The sequence below is a fragment of the Variovorax humicola genome, from assembly GCF_037889915.1.
Classification (GTDB): domain Bacteria; phylum Pseudomonadota; class Gammaproteobacteria; order Burkholderiales; family Burkholderiaceae_C; genus Variovorax; species Variovorax humicola.
In genome coordinates this window covers 507,660-527,943 of record NZ_JBBKZV010000002.1, presented here as the reverse complement: position 1 = coordinate 527,943, position 20,284 = coordinate 507,660, and the positions used below count along the sequence as shown (strand labels likewise).

General features: G+C 65.1%; 16 protein-coding genes. 9 read left to right on the top strand and 7 right to left on the bottom strand.

Going from position 1 to position 20,284, the window contains the following annotated elements; translation table 11 throughout:
- Window positions 1–37: 37 nt before the first annotated feature.
- The 5 genes from WKW80_RS06355 to WKW80_RS06335 all read right to left on the bottom strand — a co-directional run bounded on the left by WKW80_RS06355 (window position 38) and on the right by WKW80_RS06335 (window position 8,802).
- Entirely contained in the window at window positions 38–1,396 is a 1,359-nt protein-coding gene (locus WKW80_RS06355; RefSeq protein WP_340362698.1) for a sigma-54-dependent transcriptional regulator, read from the bottom strand.
- Window positions 1,393–3,237 (bottom strand): sensor histidine kinase, encoded by a 1,845-nt coding sequence (locus WKW80_RS06350; RefSeq protein ID WP_340362697.1) that lies wholly within the window; start codon window positions 3,235–3,237, stop codon window positions 1,393–1,395. Before WKW80_RS06350 ends, WKW80_RS06355 begins: the two co-directional genes overlap by 4 nt.
- A 56-nt stretch (window positions 3,238–3,293) precedes the next feature.
- A complete protein-coding gene (locus WKW80_RS06345; protein ID WP_340362696.1) occupies window positions 3,294–5,996 on the bottom strand; it encodes a CoA-binding protein in 2,703 nt (900 codons plus the stop codon).
- Window positions 5,997–6,026: 30 nt separating this feature from the next.
- Window positions 6,027–7,313: an ATP citrate lyase citrate-binding domain-containing protein gene (locus tag WKW80_RS06340; protein ID WP_340362695.1), complete on the bottom strand. Its 1,287-nt coding sequence runs from the start codon at window positions 7,311–7,313 to the stop codon at window positions 6,027–6,029.
- 142 nt (window positions 7,314–7,455) lie between these two features.
- The gene (locus WKW80_RS06335; protein ID WP_340362694.1) at window positions 7,456–8,802 is read right to left on the bottom strand and encodes a 2-hydroxycarboxylate transporter family protein; all 1,347 of its coding nucleotides are present in this window, start codon (window positions 8,800–8,802) and stop codon (window positions 7,456–7,458) included.
- A gap of 288 nt (window positions 8,803–9,090) precedes the next feature.
- Here WKW80_RS06335 and WKW80_RS06330 point away from each other — a divergent pair, with 288 nt between their 5' ends.
- Window positions 9,091–10,287: a serine hydrolase domain-containing protein gene (locus tag WKW80_RS06330; protein ID WP_340362693.1), complete on the top strand. Its 1,197-nt coding sequence runs from the start codon at window positions 9,091–9,093 to the stop codon at window positions 10,285–10,287.
- Between the two features lie 138 nt (window positions 10,288–10,425).
- Window positions 10,426–10,629 carry a hypothetical protein gene (locus tag WKW80_RS06325; protein ID WP_340362692.1) on the top strand — a complete coding sequence of 68 codons (204 nt, stop codon included), beginning with the start codon at window positions 10,426–10,428 and terminating at the stop codon, window positions 10,627–10,629.
- Here WKW80_RS06325 and WKW80_RS06320 read toward each other — a convergent pair.
- On the bottom strand, window positions 10,614–11,246 hold the full coding sequence (locus WKW80_RS06320) for a response regulator (RefSeq protein ID WP_340362691.1): 633 nt from the start codon (window positions 11,244–11,246) through the stop codon (window positions 10,614–10,616). The genes WKW80_RS06325 and WKW80_RS06320 overlap by 16 nt on opposite strands.
- A 334-nt stretch (window positions 11,247–11,580) precedes the next feature.
- Between WKW80_RS06320 and WKW80_RS06315 the strand changes: the two genes are divergently transcribed.
- From WKW80_RS06315 to WKW80_RS06305, 3 genes are all read left to right on the top strand, one after another.
- The gene (locus tag WKW80_RS06315; protein ID WP_340362690.1) at window positions 11,581–12,063 is read left to right on the top strand and encodes a hemerythrin domain-containing protein; all 483 of its coding nucleotides are present in this window, start codon (window positions 11,581–11,583) and stop codon (window positions 12,061–12,063) included.
- Between the two features lie 123 nt (window positions 12,064–12,186).
- On the top strand, window positions 12,187–13,308 hold the full coding sequence (gene ydiK / locus WKW80_RS06310) for an AI-2E family transporter YdiK (RefSeq protein ID WP_340362689.1): 1,122 nt from the start codon (window positions 12,187–12,189) through the stop codon (window positions 13,306–13,308).
- 129 nt (window positions 13,309–13,437) lie between these two features.
- A complete protein-coding gene (locus WKW80_RS06305) occupies window positions 13,438–13,797 on the top strand; it encodes a PRC-barrel domain-containing protein (protein ID WP_340362688.1) in 360 nt (119 codons plus the stop codon).
- Window positions 13,798–13,809: 12 nt separating this feature from the next.
- Here the strand turns inward: WKW80_RS06305 and WKW80_RS06300 are convergent, their stop codons facing one another.
- Window positions 13,810–14,919, bottom strand: coding sequence for a zinc-binding dehydrogenase (locus tag WKW80_RS06300; protein ID WP_340362687.1), 1,110 nt, complete (start codon window positions 14,917–14,919; stop codon window positions 13,810–13,812).
- Between the two features lie 127 nt (window positions 14,920–15,046).
- On the opposite strand from WKW80_RS06300, the gene WKW80_RS06295 reads away from it, so the two are divergent.
- The 4 genes from WKW80_RS06295 to WKW80_RS06280 all read left to right on the top strand — a co-directional run bounded on the left by WKW80_RS06295 (window position 15,047) and on the right by WKW80_RS06280 (window position 20,038).
- Window positions 15,047–16,252 carry an alkane 1-monooxygenase gene (locus WKW80_RS06295; protein ID WP_340362686.1) on the top strand — a complete coding sequence of 402 codons (1,206 nt, stop codon included), beginning with the start codon at window positions 15,047–15,049 and terminating at the stop codon, window positions 16,250–16,252.
- Window positions 16,253–16,683: 431 nt separating this feature from the next.
- Window positions 16,684–16,815, top strand: coding sequence for a hypothetical protein (locus tag WKW80_RS06290; protein ID WP_340362685.1), 132 nt, complete (start codon window positions 16,684–16,686; stop codon window positions 16,813–16,815).
- A 53-nt stretch (window positions 16,816–16,868) separates the two neighbouring features.
- Window positions 16,869–18,599: an esterase/lipase family protein gene (locus WKW80_RS06285; RefSeq protein ID WP_340362684.1), complete on the top strand. Its 1,731-nt coding sequence runs from the start codon at window positions 16,869–16,871 to the stop codon at window positions 18,597–18,599.
- Between the two features lie 122 nt (window positions 18,600–18,721).
- Window positions 18,722–20,038 (top strand): T6SS immunity protein Tli4 family protein, encoded by a 1,317-nt coding sequence (locus WKW80_RS06280; protein ID WP_340362683.1) that lies wholly within the window; start codon window positions 18,722–18,724, stop codon window positions 20,036–20,038.
- Window positions 20,039–20,284 lie beyond the last annotated feature (246 nt).

Sequence of the window (20,284 nt, the reverse complement as noted above, 5' to 3'; positions counted from 1 at the left end):
GCGGCTCAGCAGCTCAGCAGCTCAGCAGCTCAGCAGCTCATTCGGCGCCACGAAACGCTTCGGTGGCGATCTTCAGCCGCTTCAGCTTGTCGTAAAGCGTCTGCTTCGGCACGCTCAAGACCTTCGCGGTGGCGGCCACGTCACCCTGGTGGCGGCGCAATGCCTCGGAGATCACTGCGCGCTCGAAGTGCTCGAGCTGTTCCGGCAAGCCCGACGCTTCTTCGTGGGCGCCTTTCGACAGGTCGAGGCGGTCGCCCATCAAGCCCAGCACGAAGCGGTCCGCGACGTTGCGCAGTTCGCGCACATTGCCGGGCCATGCGTGCGCCATCAGTTCGGCAAGCTGGCTGTTCGTGAGTATCGGCGCCGGGCATTGGTATCGGCTCGCGCCCAGCAGCGTGAAGTGCTCGAACAGCACCGGAATGTCTTCGCGGCGCTCGCGCAGCGGCGGCAGCTCGATGAAGGCCACGCCCAGGCGGTAGTAAAGGTCGGCGCGAAACTTCTGCTTGTCGCTGAGCAGCTTGAGGTCGTCCTTCGCGGCGGCAATCACGCGGCAATCGACGGCGATGGGCTTGTTGGTGCCGAGGCGCTCGATGCTGCGCTCCTGCAATGCGCGCAGGAACTTGATCTGCACCGGCATCGGCATGCTTTCGATCTCGTCGAGGAACAGCGTGCCGCGGTCCGCGTATTCAAACTTGCCGACGCGCGTGCGGGTGGCGCCGGTGAAGGCGCCGACCTCGTGGCCGAACAGTTCGCTTTCGACCAGGGCTTCGGACAAGCCGCCGCAGTTCAAGGGCACGAAGTGGCCGCGGCGTCGATCGCTGTGGTCGTGCAGGCTGCGCGCGACCAGTTCCTTGCCGGTGCCGGTCTCGCCGTAGATGATGACGTCGGCCGAGGTCGATGCGAGCTTGAGCACGGTGCGGCGCACGCGCTCCATCTGCGGCGAGCGGCCGATCATCGCGGCCTGGATGCCGTGCCAGCTTTCGAGTTGTTCGTGCAACGATTGCACTTGCAGCGTCAGCTGCCGCTTGTCGGTGGCCCGCCGCACGACCGCCACCAGGTGCTCGGAAGGGAAGGGTTTCTCGATGAAGTCGTAGGCGCCATCGCGCATGGCGCGGACTGCCATCGCGATGTCGCCATGCCCGGTCACCAGGATCACGGGCAGGTCGGCATCGATCGAGCGGATGCGCCCGAGCCATTCGGTGCCGCTCATGCCGGGCAGGTTGACGTCGCACAGCACCACCGCCGGCACGCCCGCCACGATGCGCGGCTGCGCCTCCTCGGCCGAGCCGAACGCATCGACTTCGAAGCCCGCCAGTTCGAGCGCCTGCTTGCTGCCCAGCCGCACGTCGGCGTCGTCTTCCACAAAGATCACGCGGATAGCCGTGGCGGTGCTCAATTGGAATTCCTTCGCGGGGATGGGGGCGTTGTGGCGAGTGGCATCTCGATCACGAAACAGGCGCCTCCGGTGTCGAGGTTGAACGCTTTCAGGGTGCCGCCGAACTCCCGGACGATGTGCGCGGAAATCATCAAGCCCAGGCCCAGTCCTTCGCCCGCCGGCTTGGTCGTGGTGAAGGGCTCGAACAGGCGCGGCAAGACGTCTTCGCGGATACCCGGTCCGGTGTCGCTGACGGCGATGCGGCATTGTCCATCAGCGGCGCTGCCCTCGACGCGCAGCCGCCGCACCGGCGAAGACGCCATCGCATCGCTCGCGTTGCCCATGAGGTTGGCCAGCACCTGCTCCAGGCGCGCTTCTTCCGCGAGCACGGCCAGCTCCGGCGGTTCGATCTGCACGTCGAGTTCCACGCCATTCGCACGCAGCCGGTGCGACACCAGGAAGTTCGCGTTGTTCACGACGGTCTGGATCGCGACGGGCACGCGCGGCGCCTCGGTCTTGTGGGCAAAGGCCTTCAACTGGTAGGTGAGGCGGCCCAGGCGGTCGACCAGGTGCGCAATGCGCTGCAGGTTGCCGCGAGCATCGTCGATGCGCTCCTTATCGAGCAGCACGCAGGCATTGTCCGAGAGCGTGCGCAACGCGCCGAGCGGTTGGTTGAGTTCGTGCACCATGCCGGCCGACATCTGGCCCAGGGCGGCCATCTTGCCTGCGTGCACCAGCTCGCTTTGCGTTTCGCGCAGGTCGGTCTCGATGGCCTTGCGCGCCTCGACTTCGTCGGCCAGCTTCGCATTGGCGCCGAGCAGTTCGGCGGTGCGAAGCTCGACCTTGGTTTCCAGGCTGTCGTGCGCCTGCTGCAAGGCGGCCCGGCTCGCGAGCTTCTGTCGCACCGCGCGTTGCCGCTGCCACAGCATCGCGCCGAGCATCCAGACCAGCATCATGCTCAGCGCCGCGACTTCCCATGAGTGGCGGGCGTCGGTCTTCACCGGGGTGGTGTCGTCCACCACCAGCAGTTGCCACTGCTTCGCGTTGGCGGGGCGTGCGGTGACCAGGTAGCCGTGGCCGTCGACGCTGACCAGCGACGCATCCCCGGCCGGCCTTTCACCGACCTTCCATGCCATTGGTTTCAGGTCGGCATCGCCATAGGGCCGGGTCCTCGCAATCTCCGCGAGCACCTGCGGCGCGAGCGGTTGAAGCGGCCGGAATTTCCATTCCTCGCGCGACGACAGGATGATGACGCCGCGCTCGTCGACGACCAGCACGTCACCTGGAAACTTGCGCCAGCCGCGTTCCATGTCTTCCAGGTCGACCTTGACCGTGGCGACACCGCGCTGCTTGCCGTCCTGCAGCAGCGCATAGGCGAGGTAGAAGCCGGCGCGCTTGCTGGTCACGCCGACGCCGTAGAAGCGCCCGTGTCCGAGCGTCAGCGCGTCCTGCACATAGGGCCGGAACGAGAGGTCGACGCCGATGGGCGTGCTGAACTCGTTCCAGTCCGATGCGGCCACGCCGCGGCCGTTGCCGTCCAGCACGTAGAGCGTGTCGGCGCCCGCCGTCGCATTGATGCCTTGCAGATACCGGTTGACCTCATCGCGCAGGGGCGCATTGTCTGGCGTCTTGAGCAACTCGAACACGCTGGGCGACATTTCGAGCAGCGAGGGCAGGTAGCCGAAGCGCGCCTGCTCGCCGTCGAGTTGCGCCGTGATCATGTCGAGGCGGTGCCGCGCGGCATCGCCCAGGCGCTCCAGGCCAGCACGCATCGCCGCGCCGTTGGCGAGCAGCGCCGCGGCGACGGTGAAGGCAATCGCTGCGCAAAGCACGAGCAGCGGCGGGACTTTGAAACGCCTCAAGTTGGCTCCGATGGGTGCGTTCCATCCGAGTTTGGCATGAAGCGCATCCATCGGTTTCAAGCCACGAAGACGCAGCGCGACGCAGGCGTGCGCGTGTCCATGTTGCGGCCACGGTTCATGTGGTCGTCGATCTCGGCGGCACAGCCCAGCATGCGCGGGTACAGGAAGATCGTGAAGGCCGCAGTCTCCAGCGCCTCGCCGCTGTATTCGCCGCGCAGATAGGGCTGCCACAGCATCTTCAGCAGCAAGGCAGCGATCACCGCGTCGATGTTCACGCAATAGACGTTGCGCGACACGCCGGCCTCGAACAGCGTCTGCACCAGCGTGCTGTAGAACTCGTGGAAGACGTTGTACTCGCCGCGCGCGGCCAGCAGCTCGCGGATGAACACTTCGCGCGGGTCGTGGTTGACGGGCTTGTCCTTGAACACCGGATGGTTCACGCCGGGGATCTTCTGGATGTCGAGGCTGCCGGTGGTCTTCTTGTCGGACTTGTATTGCGCGTAGGCGTCGACGTAGCGCAATGCCAGGGCCTTCAGGTCGATGCCATGCGCCGGATCGCCGGGGTTGGCGAGGCCCGAATCCTTGAATTGCTCGATCAGGAACGCAATGCCTTCGAACCCGTTGCCGCCGTGTGCAAAACCGGTATGGGTGAGGAAGCCGATCAGGCCCTTGTTCAACTGCACGCGGTCCGGGTCTTCCGGGCCGTCCGCCGACACCGCGCCCTTGCAGCCTTGCGCCGAAATCGTGCCGGGACCGTTCGACAGCAGCAAGCCCACCAGCAACTGGAAGCCATGGAGGTCGCTGGCATTGGGCTTGAGCCCGAACAAGGCGGTGAAGGCGACCTCGCTGATGGGGCGTTGCTCGAGGATGTCCGCGGTGGAGATCCCGCAGAAGCTGTCGGGCCCATGCTGGTCGGCCGTGACCGACGCGCCAATCAGCGTGCCGAACAGGTGCATCCACCAGGGCAGGCTCTCCGCGGTGAGGCGCGAGACGCGCTTGCGCATCAGCGGACCCCAGGCCAGGGTCGTCGTTATGGCGGCGAGCACGGCGTCTGCGTTCGGATGGCCCGGCAGGCCTTCGAGGTACCTCACGAACGACGACTTGGCGCCGCGCGCCCGCAAGCCCGCCAGCATCGCCTGTGCGGCCGCATCGGGTTCGCTGGCGGTGAAGAGACCGGTGTCGGCGATCTGCACCTTGCCGGTGTCGAATGCCTCGTCGAGCGCATCGGTCAGGCCGGCCGTGGCAAAGCCATCGATCAACGCCTTGACGGCCTTGCGTGCACGAACCTGGCAACGCGGCCCGACGATGCTCGCCGCAGCGGCCAGCACGCTGTTGGGCGCGTTGCCCGCTTCGCGAGATGCCTGTGCCGCGGCGAGCGCGGGCTTGCCATGCAGGTTGAGATGCGCACCGATCGCGACGTTGATCAGCGCCCGGTCGTTCACGCCGCCCGGCTCGTGCAGTAGCGACAGGCTCACGTTGGCTTCGAGCGGAAACTGCGCCGCATCGAGCATCGACGCGCCATGCAGGCTGGTCACTTGCGACTTCGGATCCATCTGCGATGCGCCCGATGCGTCCTTCATGGTCTGGCGCGGCGCTACGGCGCCGACCTGGCGGTTCAGCGCCGCGATCTGCACGCCGTAGGGTACGGGCGCCTCCACCGTAGGCAGGTCGAGTGCGGCAGGCACCTTCAGGCCGCGATGGCTGTTGAACCAGCTCTTGAGCGCGAGAGTGCCTTCGGGCTCGAAGTCGGGGCGGCAGGCGTTTTCGCGCATGACGGCCGTGAGCGCGGCGGGGATGTGGGCGATGTTGGTGACCACCGCGCCTTTCGACGAGACGACCGGGTCGTCGGGCGTGAAGATGCGGTCGAGCCCGAACTTGTCGAGGAACCACTGCTCCTTGGATGCGGCATCGTCCGCGCCGCCCGCCATGGCGCCGGCGTGGCCGACGGCGCGCGTGAGTTGCGATTTCCAGCGCCCGACCACGCAGGCCACCACCGGCTTGGTGAAGTGTGCGTCGAGTTCGTAGTAGCCGCCGGGTTCCACGTACAGCACGGCTGCCTTGCTGCGGCTGTCGTTGGCCAGCGCGAATGCGAACTCAGGCGCCGCAAACTGGATGTAGACGTCCTTGCCGCTGGAAATCGCAGTGGTGGTGCCCCATCCGGCCATGCGCATGTAGGTCGCGATGGTGGTCGTGAAGTTGCCGGAGTTCGAGAAGATCGCGATCGAGCCGCGCCGCAGCGCTTCTTCCGGGCTGTCGCCGCCGAGCGCGCCGCCGATGCGCACCTGGTTCCAGGTGTCGGCCACGCCGAGGCTGTTTCCGCCGAAGATGTCGATGCCGTTGGCCTGGCCCATGGCGCGGATCTCGCGCGAGTCGCTCACGGCCAGCTTCTCGGTGACGATGAAGATCTTCTTCAGCTCCGGATTCACGCGAATCAGCTCGGCCACGCCGTCGCGAGCGGCCGAGGGCGGCAGGTAGATCACGCCGCAGTTGAACCGATGCCCGGCATTCAGCCCTTCGAGTACGTTGTTGTAGACGGGCACGTTGCCCATCGACGTCTCGAGCACCTGGCCGGCGCGCCCGGGCGAGGTGCCGAAGACGACGTTGCCGCCCGAGTACACGTGGCCCACCGGCGTGACCTCGCTGGATTCGCCGCCGAGGATGTTGAGCACGCAGATCCGGTCTTCGCGGGTTGCGATCTGTGCGAGGGAACTCACGCCGACGAAGTACTTGAACTCGCCGACGCCTTGCTTGTTGTACATGGTGATCTCCTGGAGAGTGGATGGATGGGGTCAGGCGGCTTGCAGCGCGTTGATGCCGAGGCGGGCGGCGACCTGTTCGCGTCCGCCGGCCTTCATCCACTCGTCGACTTCCTTGGCATAGAGAACCACTTCGCTCATGTCCGAATCGAAGCCGAAGAAGCTGTAGGGCACGCCGAGCGCGTCGAGCGTGTCGCGCATCGCGCCCATGCCGCGAACCAGGTTCGGTCCGCCGCGGCCGATCACCACGTACAGTGGCGTCGGCCCATGCTGGCTGAAATGCTCGCGCAGGGCATCGGCCATGGCGCGGAAGGTCTCGAAGATATCGGTGTTGTTCGACTTGCCGCCGATGATGAACAGCACGTTGGTCTGCTTGATCCAGTGCTTGAAGCAGATGCGCGCCACCTCCTTCATCTTCTCGTAGGGCGGGTTGCCGCCGAAGTCCGACGAGATGATGGCCTGGTCGCCCAGCATCTGCGTGACCAGCGAATTGGCGCCGCCGCCAAAGGTGGGCGCGAGGATGGTGCCCTTCGAATTGATCACGTACACGTCGCTCTGGCCCTGGTAGGTGCGAAGCTGGTTGATCTCCTGCTCGAAGTCGGAGTAGTCGACCGCGAACAGGCTGTTCGGCAGGTTGAGCCGTTGCCAGCGCGGATCGTCCCGGTCGAAGCCGCACTTGAAGTCGCAGGCGATCGGCGTGAGGCGGCCCTTCCTGTTCTCGCGCATGCGGATCGGGTTCAGCTCCAGCGTGGTCATGCCGAAGTCGTGATACAGCTCCCACAGCTTGGGCAACTGCTGCACCAGCGGCGAAATGATCTGCTTGGGCGCACCCAGCGCCGACAGCGCATTGGCGACTACGAAGGCCTTGAGGCCGGTCAGCGGGTCGAACGGAATCTGCACGATCTGCGTCTTGTCGAGTTCCTCGATGTCCATGCCGCCGTGATGCGTGAGCGTCATCGTCGGCGCGCGGAAATGCGTGGAATCGGTGATCGAGAAATAGATCTCGTGCTCGGCCGGAACGCCGGCCTCGAAGGTCACGCCGTTGGCCTTGGAGACCACGTTGCCGACGCGATGCTCGACGAAGTAGAGGCGCTCCTTCTCGGCCAGCGCGGTCTTCAGGTCCCTGGCCTTGCCGATCAGGCCGGCCTTGCCCTTCTTGCCGACGCCGCCCTTGAACACTGGCTTGATGAAGATCAGCTTGTGCCTTTCGAGCATCGCCTTGATCTCTTCCTCGGTGGCGCTCGGCCCGAGGACTTCGGTCGTCGGGAACCCGACGAACTGGAGCATTTTTGCTCCGTGCAACATACCTGTAACTTGCATGATGACTCCAGGAAAAAAGACAAAGGGAGGCCGTGGCGCGCCGGGAAGGGCGCGTCAGGCAGTGGGAGGCAGGGGGGGCGCGCGGCGAAGCGCGCTGGCTCAGGCGCGCCGGAATGCGCGCCAGCAGAAGTGCGCCATGGCGCTATGAAATGTGCGTGAGGACGATCAGGACGATCGTCACGGTCAGCGCGCCGCCGATGCGGGTGGCGATCTGCGCGAAGGGCATCAGCGTCATGCGGTTCGCAGCCGTCAGGATGGCGACGTCGCCGGTGCCGCCTTGTCCGCTGTGGCAGGCGTTCACGATGGCTGCCTCGATCGGGTACATCTTGACCAGCATGCCGACGCCGGCGCCGGTCGCCATCAGCGTCACGACCGTGGCCACGATGGTGATGATGGTCGGCAGGTTGAAGGCAGCCATCAGCTTGTCCCATGGCGTGAGCGACACGCCGATGGCAAACAGCAGCGGATAGGTCACGGCCGTCGAGAAGAACTTGTAGACGACGAAAGCGCCTTCCTGCAGTTGCGGCGAGACGGCTTGCGTCAGCTTCACGATGACCGCGATGAACAGCATGGCGACCGGTGCCGGCAGGCCGAACAGGCGCTGGCACATGATGCCCACGAGATACAGCGTCAGCGCGGTGATGCCCGCGGCGGCGATGTGGGTCACGTCCATGTGGCCGGTGATCTCTTCCTGCGTTGTGTCCATGTCGTCATGCTCGCCGGGTTGCAGGCGGCCTTCGCCGGTGAGGTGCGGATAGCGCTTGCCGACGAAATTCAGCGTACCGGCCAGGATGATCGCGGTCAGGCTGCCGAGCATCACGGGCGGAAGCACGGTCGCGAACAGTGCGCCCTGGTCCTGGTGCAGGATTTCGGCGTAGCCGATCGACAGCGGGATCGCGCCTTCGCCGACACCGCCGGCCATGATCGGGACCACGATGAAGAAGAAGGTGTGGTACGCGCCCAGCCCGAGCATCGTGCCGACCAGCGTGCCCACGGCGCCTGCGGCGACCGTGCCGGCAGCCAGCGGCACGAAGATCTTCAGGAAGCCCTTGATCAGCACCTGCCGGTCCATGCTCAGGATGCTGCCCACGATGATGGACGCGATGAACAGGTAGAGGAAGTTGCTGACCTTGGTGAAGTCGGTCGTGACCTTGATGATCTGGTCCGGCAGCACCTTGTAGTAGACCAGTGCCGACGGAATGAAGGTCGCGAAGATGGCTGCCGCGCCGATGTTCTTGATGATCGGGATCCGCTTGCCGATCTCGGCCAGCGTGAAGCCGAAGAAGGCGAACATGACGATCGCCAGGGAGATCTCGTTGGGCAGCTTGCCGGTGTAGACGAGGCCCGCGATCAGCGCGCCGGACAGCACGTAGATCGGCAGTGGAATGATGCCGATGCGGAATTCCATCAGCTTCCACCAGCCTTGCGGCCAGAAGCCTTGTTGTGTCGATTCGGCGGGTGCCGGAAGTGTTGCGTCGGGTGTCTTCATGGTGTTGTCTCCAGAGCGTTGCCAGGGTGGTCGGTCGCAATGGAAAGAGCAACGGCCGTGCCACCCGCTGCACCGGGCCGACGATTGATTCAAGTGCTTGATTTCAAAGAGAAAAGCTGGGCGACGCCGGGCCGCTGGAAGCCGCGGGGCCACGACAATTCGTGCGGGTGCCGATTGGCCGCTATGGAAAGCCGTTCAGTGTTTTAAGGGATTTCCCTAGGTGGCAGGACGTGGCGCCGCAGATGGCCCGGAGAAGAATCGGCGTCAACACCCGCTCCCGTCACAACCATGAGCCAGACGCTTCAACCCACGAGCCTGGGCGCCGCGATGCGCGGCTACGTCGAACGCGGAGAAATCCCCGGCATCGTCACGCTGATCGCACGTGGCGACGACATCCACGTCGACACCATCGGCACCATGACGACCGGCGGCGCGGAGCCGATGCGCCGCGACGCCATCTTCAGGATCGCGTCGATCAGCAAGCCCATCGCCGGAGCCGCCACGATGATGCTGGTCGACGCCGGCAAGCTGCACCTCGACGATGCCGTGGACCGTTGGCTGCCGGAGCTTGCCGATCGCAAGGTGCTGCGGCGTATCGATGCGCAACTCGATGACGTGACGCCCGCCATTCGCCGGATCACGGTGCGCGACCTGCTGACCTTTTGCCTCGGCTTCGGCAGCGTCATGGCGATGCCCGGAACGTACCCGATCCAGCAGCCTATCCGTGACGGCTACCTGGGCGGCGACGGGCCGCCGAACAGGATGCGGATGCCCGGAACCGATGAATGGCTGCGCAGGCTGGGCGCGCTGCCGCTGATGTACCAGCCGGGCGAGCGCTGGGCCTACAACACGGGCTCCGACCTGCAGGGCGTGCTGGTCCAACGCGTGTCGGGCAAATCGCTGGAAGACTTCCTGCGCGAACGGCTGTTCGATCCGCTGGGCATGAAGGACACGTCGTTCACCGTGCCCGCGTCGAAGCTCCACCGATTGCCGGGCTGCTACTGCTTCGACCGCGAGAGCCGGAAGCTGGAAGTCTTCGACAGCGCCGGCAACCCCGAATGGGCCAGCCCGCCCGCTTTCGAGTCTGGCGCGGGCGGGCTGGTCTCGACGGTGGACGACTACCACGCGTTCTGCCGCATGCTGCTGAACAAGGGCCGTCGGGACAACGAGCGCGTCTTGTCCGAGGCCGCGGTCGAGGCGATGACGCGCGACCAGCTCCTGCCCGCGCAGAGGCAGGGCTCGGACATGTTCTTCGGCCGCCACAGCAGCTGGGGTCTGGGCATGGCCGTGAACATCCACGCGCAAAAGCCGTGGACCGTGCCTGGCCGGTTCGGCTGGGATGGCGGCTACGGCACGTCGGCCTGGTCGGACCCGAAGAACGACTTCATCGGCATCCTGCTGACGCAACGCCTGATGGATTCGCCCGAACCGCCGCCCGTGTTCACCGACTTCTGGATGCACGCCTATGGCGCACTCGGAGGCTGACCCGTAGCCTGCGCGCGCGGCGGTTGGCGTCCTACCTGCTCACAGGTTGCGCTCGCGTCGCGCAGGGCTTACCAACTGACATCCATGGCGCGTCTTGCGGTCCACACTGAAGTCGTGAACAGAAAGCAGGAGATGACCATGAACGGATCGCAAGCTACCGGTGGATTTGTACTTTGCTTTTGCCGGTTGCAGGACGGCAATCAGCTCTATGCGTTTCCATGCGACGCTTGCGGAAACGTCGACATGGACTCGCTGAGCGAAAGGGCGCGGCACAACTACCTCTATGCACGCGCCCTCATGGGCCTGCAGGTGGGATGGCCCGCCGTTCAATCGATAAGCTGAGACTTCAAGGCGTAGTAGGTGAGGTCGCTGTTGCTGGAGAGATTCATCTTTTCCATCAGGCGCGTACGGTAGGTGGACACGGTCTTCACCGAGAGCGAAAGCGCTTCGCCGATCGAGGCGATGTTTTCGCCCTTGGCGAGCTTGAGGAACACCTGGAACTCCCGCTCCGACAAGTGCTCATGCGCGGGCGCATTGTCCTTACGGTCGAGTTGGCGCGCCAGCAGTTCGGCAACGGCAGGCGTGATGTAGCGCCGCCCCAAGGCGATGACCTGGATCGCCTTCACGATCTCCGCCGGATCGCATTCCTTGTTGAGATACCCCGAAGCACCCTGGCGGATCATGTTCATCGCATAGTGCTCTTCGGGGTAGCCGCTCAAGATAAGGATGCCCACCTGCGGCGCCTTTGCGCGAATCATCGCAATCGCATCGATGCCGCTCTGGCCCGGCATCAGGAGGTCCATCACCAGAACGTCGATCTCGTTGTTGCGCACGAGGTCGATGGCCTCGCGCCCGCTCTTGGCTTCGCCAACCACCCGCAGATCGACGTGGCTTGCAAAGTAGTCGCGCAGTCCGTTGCGGACGATGGCGTGGTCGTCGACGATTCCGATCTTGATCATGGCAGTGCTCCTCTTTGATTGAATGAAACCGGGTCGCAGCCGGCGCTGAAAGCAATGGCTCACGGTACGCCACTGAGGACGGGCAAACCGCGCATTGCGCGTTTGTCCTGCGCGATGTGGAGATGTCGTCTGCCACGGCTGTCGGAAAGCATCCCGTCGCGGGGATCGCCGTCGACACGTCCGCCAACTGCGCGGCCGGCCAATGCCCCAATTGCCAGATCGCCTACAGCGAGGGGGTGCGGTGGCTCACGTTCGCGGGAATGGTTGCGACTATGTTCGATCGTCGCCGCACCAGCGGTGCCAACCCCACCCCCACCCCACAAAGGAACCCATCATGAGCAAAGCACCCCCGAAGAAGAATGACGCTGTCGATCTACTCGATGCCGACCACATCGCGGTGAAGAAGCAGTTCCAGGCGTTCAACAAGCTCGCCGAAGCCAAGGCCCCTGCTCAGAAGCGCAAGGCGCTGGCGGACGAAATCTGCCGCGCGTTGACGGTGCACGCCACTATCGAGGAGGAAATCTTCTATCCCGCCGCGCGCGCGGCGCTGGACGACGATCCCCTGATGGACGAAGCCACCGTCGAGCATGCGGGTGCCAAGGACTTGATCGCGCAGATCGAAGCCATGTCCGCCGACGAACCGCTGTTCGACGCAAAGGTCGTCGTGCTGGGCGAGCAGATCGACCATCACGTGAAGGAAGAGCGCGAAGAGATGTTCCCGCAGGCGCGCGCCTCGGCGATGGATCTCGTCGCCCTCAAGGACCAGCTTGCAGCGAGGAAGCAGGAGTTGATGGCGCAGGCCGAAGCGGCGGCTTGATCGAAACCGGCGCGATGGGCGCGGGTTGTTCGATCCTGCGCTCGCCACTTGTGGCACTCAAGCGACACATCCTTGCCGCGGCTCGCGCACACTCCGGGCATCGCAGCAAGAGAGGTGTCCACCATGACCGAGCCCCGTTCCGACCTGGCCAAGATTACGTTTGGCGTTTTGACGATCGTTCTGTTGATCGCGTCGTCCCTCTGGATTCTCCGGCCCTTCCTGGGCGCGACGATCTGGGCCACCATGGTGGTGGTGGCCACATGGCCCGCGCTCCTGTGGATCGAGGCGAAGCTGTGGAGAAAGCGCGCCCTGGCCGTGCTGGTGATGGTGTTGATCCTGCTGCTGGTGTTCGTGCTGCCGCTGACATTGGCCATCTCGACCATCGCCGCCAACGCGGATGACGTCGTCGTCTGGGTCAAGTCGCTGATCAGCGAGGGCCCGCCGCAGCTGCCTGGCTGGATTGCTACCTTGCCCTTCGTCGGGCCGAAGGCGGCGACCGCGTGGAGCGACCTGGTGGCGTCGGGCGTGTCGGGCGTGGAGGCCAAGGTCACGCCCTATGCGCGGCAGGTCACGACCTGGCTGTTTGCGCAGGCGGGGGTGGTCGGTGCACTGACGCTGCAGTTCGTGCTGACCGTGGCCATCGCGGGCGCGATGTATGCCAACGGAGAAGGGGCCGCGGTCGTGGTTCGGCGATTCGGGCGCAGGCTCGCCGGTGCGCGCGGCGAAGATGCCGTCATCCTGGCCAGCAAGGCGATTCGCGGCGTGGCCCTGGGGGTCGGCGTGACAGCCATCGTGCAGGCCGTGGTGGGCGGCCTCGGGTTGGCCATCGTGGGCGTGCCGTTCGCCGCGCTGCTGACGGCGGTGATGTTCATGATGTGCATCGTTCAGATCGGCCCGACGCTGGTGCTGGCTCCGGCGACGATCTGGATCTTCTGGAATGGCGAGACGGGCTGGGGCATCTTCCTCGGCATATGGACGGTCATCGTCGGCACCATGGACAACTTCATCCGGCCCATGCTCATCAAGCGAGGCGCCGACTTGCCCTTGCTGCTGATCTTCGCGGGCGTGATCGGGGGCTTGCTGGGCTTCGGGCTGGTCGGCATATTCGTCGGGCCGGTGATGCTGGCAGTGGCCTACACGCTGATCAATGACTGGCTGGAGGATGCCGATGAGGTGGCGCCGGCGACGCTGGCGGCGCCCGTAGCCGTGCCGGCTACCGCGACAACGGCGCGCCCCGGCGCCTGACGGAGTCTCGCCGTCCGTGCGCCGCGGCGCGGGATGGCGTGCGGCCTACACGCCGATGCGGTGAATCCCGATCCCCGCGAAGGCCGTTGCGCGCATGCTGAAAGGCTCCTCGCAACCAAGGAGCGTTCCATGACACCCGTCACCACGACACCCAGCGACGTCATTTCCTCGGAGAGAGTCGAGGGTTCGGCCGTTTTCAACAAGTCCGGCGACAAGCTGGGCACCATCGACGACCTGATGATCGACAAGCGCTCCGGCCAGGTCCGCTTCGCCGTGCTCGAATTCGGCGGCTTCCTCGGGGTGGGCACCGACCGGTACCCGGTCCCGTGGGACCTGCTGAGCTACGACCCTTCCATGAATGGCTATGTCGTGCCGCTCGACAAGGCCATGCTGGAAAAGGCGCCGCGCTACGACGACGCGGACGTGCCGGACTACAACGACGAGTTTGGCCGGACGGTGCACCGCTACTACGGCGTCGGATTCTGGTAGCGGCAACTCGCGTCAATCGAACACGATCACGCCGCGCGCGTTGCGCCCCTGGGCCAGGTCGTCGAAGGCCTGCGGCGCTTCCTCGATCGGGTAGCGGCGCGTGATGAGTTCGTCGAGCTTGAGCTTGCCCGCCTGGTAGAGCGACACCAGCCGCGGGAAGTCGTGCCGCGGGCGGGTCGAGCCGTAGAAGCTGCCCTTCAGCGTCTTCTCCTCGAAGGCCAGGCTGGCGGTGCGAATGGAGGTGGTGTTGTCCGGCGGCGCGACGCCCACCACGATGGCGGTGCCACCCTTGCGCAGGCAGCCATAGGCTTGCGCCACGATATCGCCGTGGCCCACGCATTCGAAGGCATAGTCGGCGCCGCCGTCGGTGAGACCGCGCAATTCCTTCACGAGGTTGGTGGACTTCGATGCATCGACGACGTGGGTGGCGCCGAAGGTTTTGGCCAGTTCCAGCTTGCTGGCGAGCGTGTCGACCGCCACGATGAGGGTCGCGCCGGCCGCCTGGCAGCCCTGAATGGCGTTGAGCCCGACGCCGCCCGCGCCGAACACCACGCAGGCCGTGCCGGGCTCCACCTTCGCGGTGTTGCAGACGGCGCCCCAGCCGGTCATGACGCCGCAGCCGATCAGGGCGCAGCGGTCCAGTGGCGCGTCCGGCGTGATCTTCACGACGCTGTTTTCGTGCAGCGTGGCGTATTCGGCCATGACGCCGCAGCCGGCCATGACGTTGAGCGGCCGGCCGCTGGCGTCGCTGGTGCGCAGATGGCCGCCGAAGAGGGCGCCCGGCGTGGCCCTGGCGGCGTCGCACAGGTTGGCCCGGCCGGTCACGCAGTGCCGGCACTTGCCGCAGGTGTGGACGAAGCTGCTGATCACGTGGTCGCCAACCTGCAGGCCGGCCACGCCCGGGCCGACCTGCGAGATCACCCCCGCGCCTTCATGCCCCAGGATGATGGGCGGCGCCAGGGGCAGGGTGCCGTTGGTCACCGAAAGGTCGCTGTGGCAGACGCCGCAGGCCGCCATCCTGATCATCACCTCGCCCGGGCCGGGCGGATCCACCAGGATGTCCTCGACGTGGACGGTCAGTTTTTCACCGCGGAAAACCACGGCCTTGGATCGCATCTGCATGGGCATCTGTCTCCATTTGATTGGGTTGCATGACGGTGCATTCTGCAAGGAGGCACCCGGTTTCCAACGGATTGCCTTTGGGGGGCTTTAGGCCAACAATGCCGACGTTCGCACCGAGGTGCATCGCATGACGAGGCTGTATCGTTCCGTCGATTCCGACCACCAGCGCGTCGAGTATCGCGACCGGAAGCGCTGGTGGTGGCTGCTGTCCGTGGTCTACCCATTGCTGCCGTTCACCGGGATGGCGTTGCATGCCGTAACCGGGCAGGAAATCGCGCTGGGCCTGCCGCTGCTGATCAGCTATGGCCTGATGCCGCTGCTGGATTTCCTGATCGGAGAAGACCGGAACAACCCGCCCGAGGCCGTCGTGCCCCAACTCGAGCAGGAGCGCTACTACCGGTGGCTGACGTGGGTGACGGTGCCGCTCCATTTCGTCGCGCTCATCGGTTGTGCCTGGTGGGTGGGAACGCATTCGTTGTCGTGGTGGGCGCTGCTGATGCTCGCCTACGTGGCCGGCACCGACTCGGGCCTGGGCATCAACACGGGGCACGAACTCGGACACAAGAAGACGGCGATCGAGCAATGGCTGGCCCGCCTGGTGCTGGCCGTGCCGGCCTATGGCCACTTCACGGTCGAACACGGGCGGGGCCATCATCGGTCGGTGTCGACGCCGGAGGACCATGCGAGCGCCCGCATGGGAGAGAGCATCTATCGCTTCGCCTGCCGGGAACTGCCGGGCGGCATGCGCCGCGCGTGGACGCTGGAAGCCGAGCGGCTCGCGCTTCTGCGCAAGCCGGTCTGGAGCGTGCACAACACCATGCTGCAGAGCTATGCCGTGACGGCGGTGCTGCAGGTCGGGCTGATCATCGCTTTCGGCTGGGTCATGCTGCCGTTCCTGGCCGTGCACAACGTGGTGGCATGGTGGCAGCTCACATCGGCCAACTATGTCGAGCACTACGGACTGCTTCGCAACCGGCTTCCGAACGGCAAATACGAAACGCCGCAGCCCCACCATTCATGGAACACCAACCACCTGGTCACCAACCTGGCGCTTTTCCACCTGCAGCGGCATTCGGACCACCATGCCTATCCGTCGCGGCGCTACCAGTCGCTGCGGCATTTCGAACAGCTTCCGCAATTGCCGAGCGGTTATTTCGGCATGTTTCCGCTCTCGTATGTCCCGGCGCTGTGGTTCCGTGTCATGGACCCGCGGCTGCTGGCGCTGCCGCACGTAAACGGGGATCTGTCGCGCGTCAATGTCGACCAGGATCCGGCCCGGCGCGCGGCGATCTATTCGCGTTACGCCCGGATCGAGCAACCGCTGAATCCGTAGGACTCGGCCAGACCCTCGCGCCGTGCAGCAGCGCGAGCCGCGGCGCGGCTCGCTGTGAGCACGGTCACCGACGCCGTCATGGCCGAGGTCGGAGCCCGGCAGGCTCGGCCGCTTGAACCGAGCTGGCGACGGTTTACCCGGCCACCACGTGCACGTCCTCCTTTTGGAGGACCGCCGACATTGGCATTTGCACCAAGTGCCCTGCTAAAGTGTTCCCGGCCTTTTTGTCGCCACATTCGACACGAAACGCCTACACAAGAATAAAAACCATCGATGTCGACGTCAAGGAGGCGACATGAACAGCCCATTCAGAGGCAAGCACACCCATACCCTTTCGATATCTGGCTCAGCACTGCCGGAGTACCTCGGCCAGCCGGTTCGACGACCGCTACGTCGTCAGGCATCCGCGCACCGACGAGCCGCAAGCCGACGTGCGCTACCGGCTCACCCACGCCGACGGCAGCACCGAGGAAGGCGTGACCGACGCGGCGGGGCGCATTTCGATGCAGAGAAACATCGATCCTGCCGGCCTGCGAATCAAGCTGCTGGGCCGACGACGATGAGCCCGGCCAGACCCATGAACTGAATCGTCACAACAACACAACAGGGAGCTTTAGTGACAACAACTCAAGAAACGGGTGAGCGCATCGCCCGGCCCATGGCCAGCGGCCCGGATGGGCCTGAATACCTCGTTCAACTCACCAAGACCTCACGCACCGACCCGGTGTTCCTTCAATACGAGCCCGCGCACGTGCTGCCGGTGGTGTTCGTGCCGGGGATCATGGGGAGCAATTTGCGTGATAAGAGCAATGAGCGGGAGGCCGTCTGGCGGCTCGACAACAGTCCTGTCGGGCCACCGGTTGGGCTGCTCATCAACAAGATGGGAGAAAACGCAGCCAAGCGTCAAAAGGTGCTGCATCCGGCCCGAACGCAGGTCGACGGACGCGGAGCGGTACCCAAGAAGTCACACGGCTCCGTCGACAACCCGAAGATCTACACCGAGCGCGGCTGGGGCGAAGTCGGCGAAGGCAGCTACCACGCGTTCCTGTGCCTGCTCGAAGACACGCTCAACGGCCCGCGCAAGGGCAATGGCGGACCCACGGTCGGGCAGCAGTACGAGGCACTCCAGAAGAAGAGCCCGCCCGGCGGCGAGCGCGATGCGCCCTGGCGCCCGATCAAGGATGCGCCGCCACCCACTGAAGAAGAAATCAAGCGCACCGGAGACTGGTTCATGCCCGTGTACGCCTGCGGCTACAACTGGCTGGACGACAACAGCGTGTCGGCCGAACGCCTGGCCGCGCGCATCCGGGAAATCATCAAACGCCACCACGACGGCGTGAACTCGTTCTGCCAGCAGGTCATCGTGGTGACGCACAGCATGGGCGGGCTGGTGGCGCGGGCCTGCGCCAAGCTGCCGGACATGGACACACTCATTGCCGGCGTGGTGCACGGCGTGATGCCCACCAACGGCGCGGCGGTGGCCTACCGCCGCTGCAAGGTCGGGATGGCCGACGAGGACTGGCTCACCAGTTGGGTGATTGGCCACAGCGGCAAGGAGACCACCGCAGTCTTCGCCCAGGCGCCCGGCGCACTGCAACTGCTGCCGACGCAGCACTACACGCCGGGGTGGCTCGAAGTCCGGGGGCCAGACGGCAACACCGTGGAGCAGGCCATGCCGCAGCAGAGCCCATACAGCGAAATCTATGCGCGCCGTGACCGATGGTGGGCACTGGTCAAAGAGGAATGGCTCTCGCCAAAGGACGGACAGCCCATCAAGTGGAAGGACTACCTACAGGACTATCTCAAGAAGGCTATTGACTTCCATCAGGCCCTCTCTCCACGCACCGACTACCACCCCAACACGTATGTGTTCTACGGCGCGGATACGGCTGACGAAACGATCAAGAAGACCAAGATCAACAGCTTCGAGCGCATCGTCTGGCGCATGAAGGAGGGAATACCGCCACCGCAGCAAGGCGAACACCCCCGGCCGCCCGCGCAAACGCCGCCACCGGGCACGCCTCAGGAAGTCTTCAGCATGACGCCCCAGCAGGTGGACCTGCGGGGCCTCACGCCCGAGCGCGTCAAAGGCGAGGGCTACGGTGCAGGCTTCTGGGAACTGCACGCCGGCGGCCATGACGGCACGGGCGATGGCACGGTGCCCGCGTCCTCGGGCCGCGCACCGGCCGATTGCGACCGCGTCCAGCAGGTATTCCGCATCTCGGGCGTGGAGCACGAAGGAGCCTACAGGCACGCCACCGCGCAGCAGGTCACCGTCTACAGCCTGATCAAGATCGCGGCGCAGGCGCTGCCGATCAAAGCCGCCACGCGGGAGACCGTGCAATGACGCCCCGTCCGGCATTCCGCTGCAGCCTGTGCGCACGGCTGCGTCCCCTTCTGACGCTGTCCGCAGCGCTCCTCGCCACTGCATGCGCACAGGTCCAGCCTCCCGCCTTCACTCCCACGACCATGGCCACCATCCCCACCGAACGACGCACCCACTGCCTGGGCCGATTCCTCATCGATCTGCCAGCCGACTTTCGGCAAATCTCTGGCCCGGCGCTCACCACCGAGTTCTATTACGGGCTCGACAAGGATTTCGAGACCGTCTACGCGACTGTGGAGCCCGGGTTGTTTACGCCCGAGCAGTTCAGTACACGTGGCATGGCGCGCCAAGAGGAGTTGGAACGGACGATCAATCGGAAGACGCAAGCTCCGATGCTCCTGCATGCCGAGAAGATCGCCAACGATGCCGTACTGTTGAGAAGGCATGACGCTGAGTTCTATGACAACACCATCCAGAGCGAAGTGCATCAACTCGTCGGGCAGCGCTATGTTCGTTATCAGCAAAAGTCTTACGACGAGAAGTCCTCATTGGAGTCCATCAACTTCCGCAACATCGACCCCAAACCTGCCGAAGACCGCCTCAAGCAGATCGCAGCCCAACTGCGCCCCTGGAACCCGCAGTCCCGCGATTCCCAGCCCGGCTTCTGCTTTCAGGGCGTGGTCTTCGACATCGGACAGAGCGATGAGGTCGCAACCTTCAGCTTCGGTAGCGCATCGATACCCGATGTTTGGTTCACTGTCGACTACCACGCGGTCACCGGCCAACCCGAGGAAGGCTTGTTCGACCGAATGAAGCGTCCGATGCCTGCCGCTCTGCGCGGCAAGATCGAGTACCTTGGCTGGAACACACGCACCGTGGGCGGCATGAACGCCGAGGAGGTGCTCGCGAAGGCGACCGCCCCGGTGGTGCAGCACGTCTTCCGGACCGAAACCCGGACGGACAAGCAGAACTTCGCCCAGCCACAGATGTCGATACGGCTCAGGACCGGCGCCAGCGTCATGGAGGGAGACAAGGAGATCAAACCCGAAGGCGAATCCAGCATCTCCGATGCGCAGGCCCTCAAGCTGTGGAGCGAGGCCATCGCATCGATCCGCCCGCGCCCTGGCGCGCTGCCCATGGGCATGACGCAGATGGGCGACCTCACGCCGCGCTGCCGCTTCGGCGACGTGTGTCCGCGCGGCGGCTACTGGATGAAGCAGATCAACCATCCCGACTACCGATTCAACGCCTATCACGCCGACCCCCACGTGTTCCACCCGCAACTGGAAGGCACGGTGTTTCGCCCTGACAGCGCCGACGAGCCGCGGTTCCAGCCCTACACCGTATGGACCTGGCGGCGCGAGTTGAACGAGAGCGGCGAACGCAGCGCCCGATTCAAAGAGGAAGCGCACGCACGGATGCAGGCGCAGAAGGGGCGCGAGGGAAGGGGAGAGACATGAAGCCGGACTCCATCCTGTTAGTGGGTGCGGGACTGGCCTAGTGGGCGGCACTTGCCGTTGCTGGCTGCGCACAGGTCCAGCCATCCCCCACACCCACCACGAGCGCTAGCACCAACCCGAATGAGCGGGGCACCCATTGTTCAGGCCGCTTCCTGATCGATCAGCCGGCCGATTTCCGGCAAGACGCCGCCAATGCTGCCAGCAACGCCTACACAAGAATCAAAAACCATCGATGTCAACGTCAAG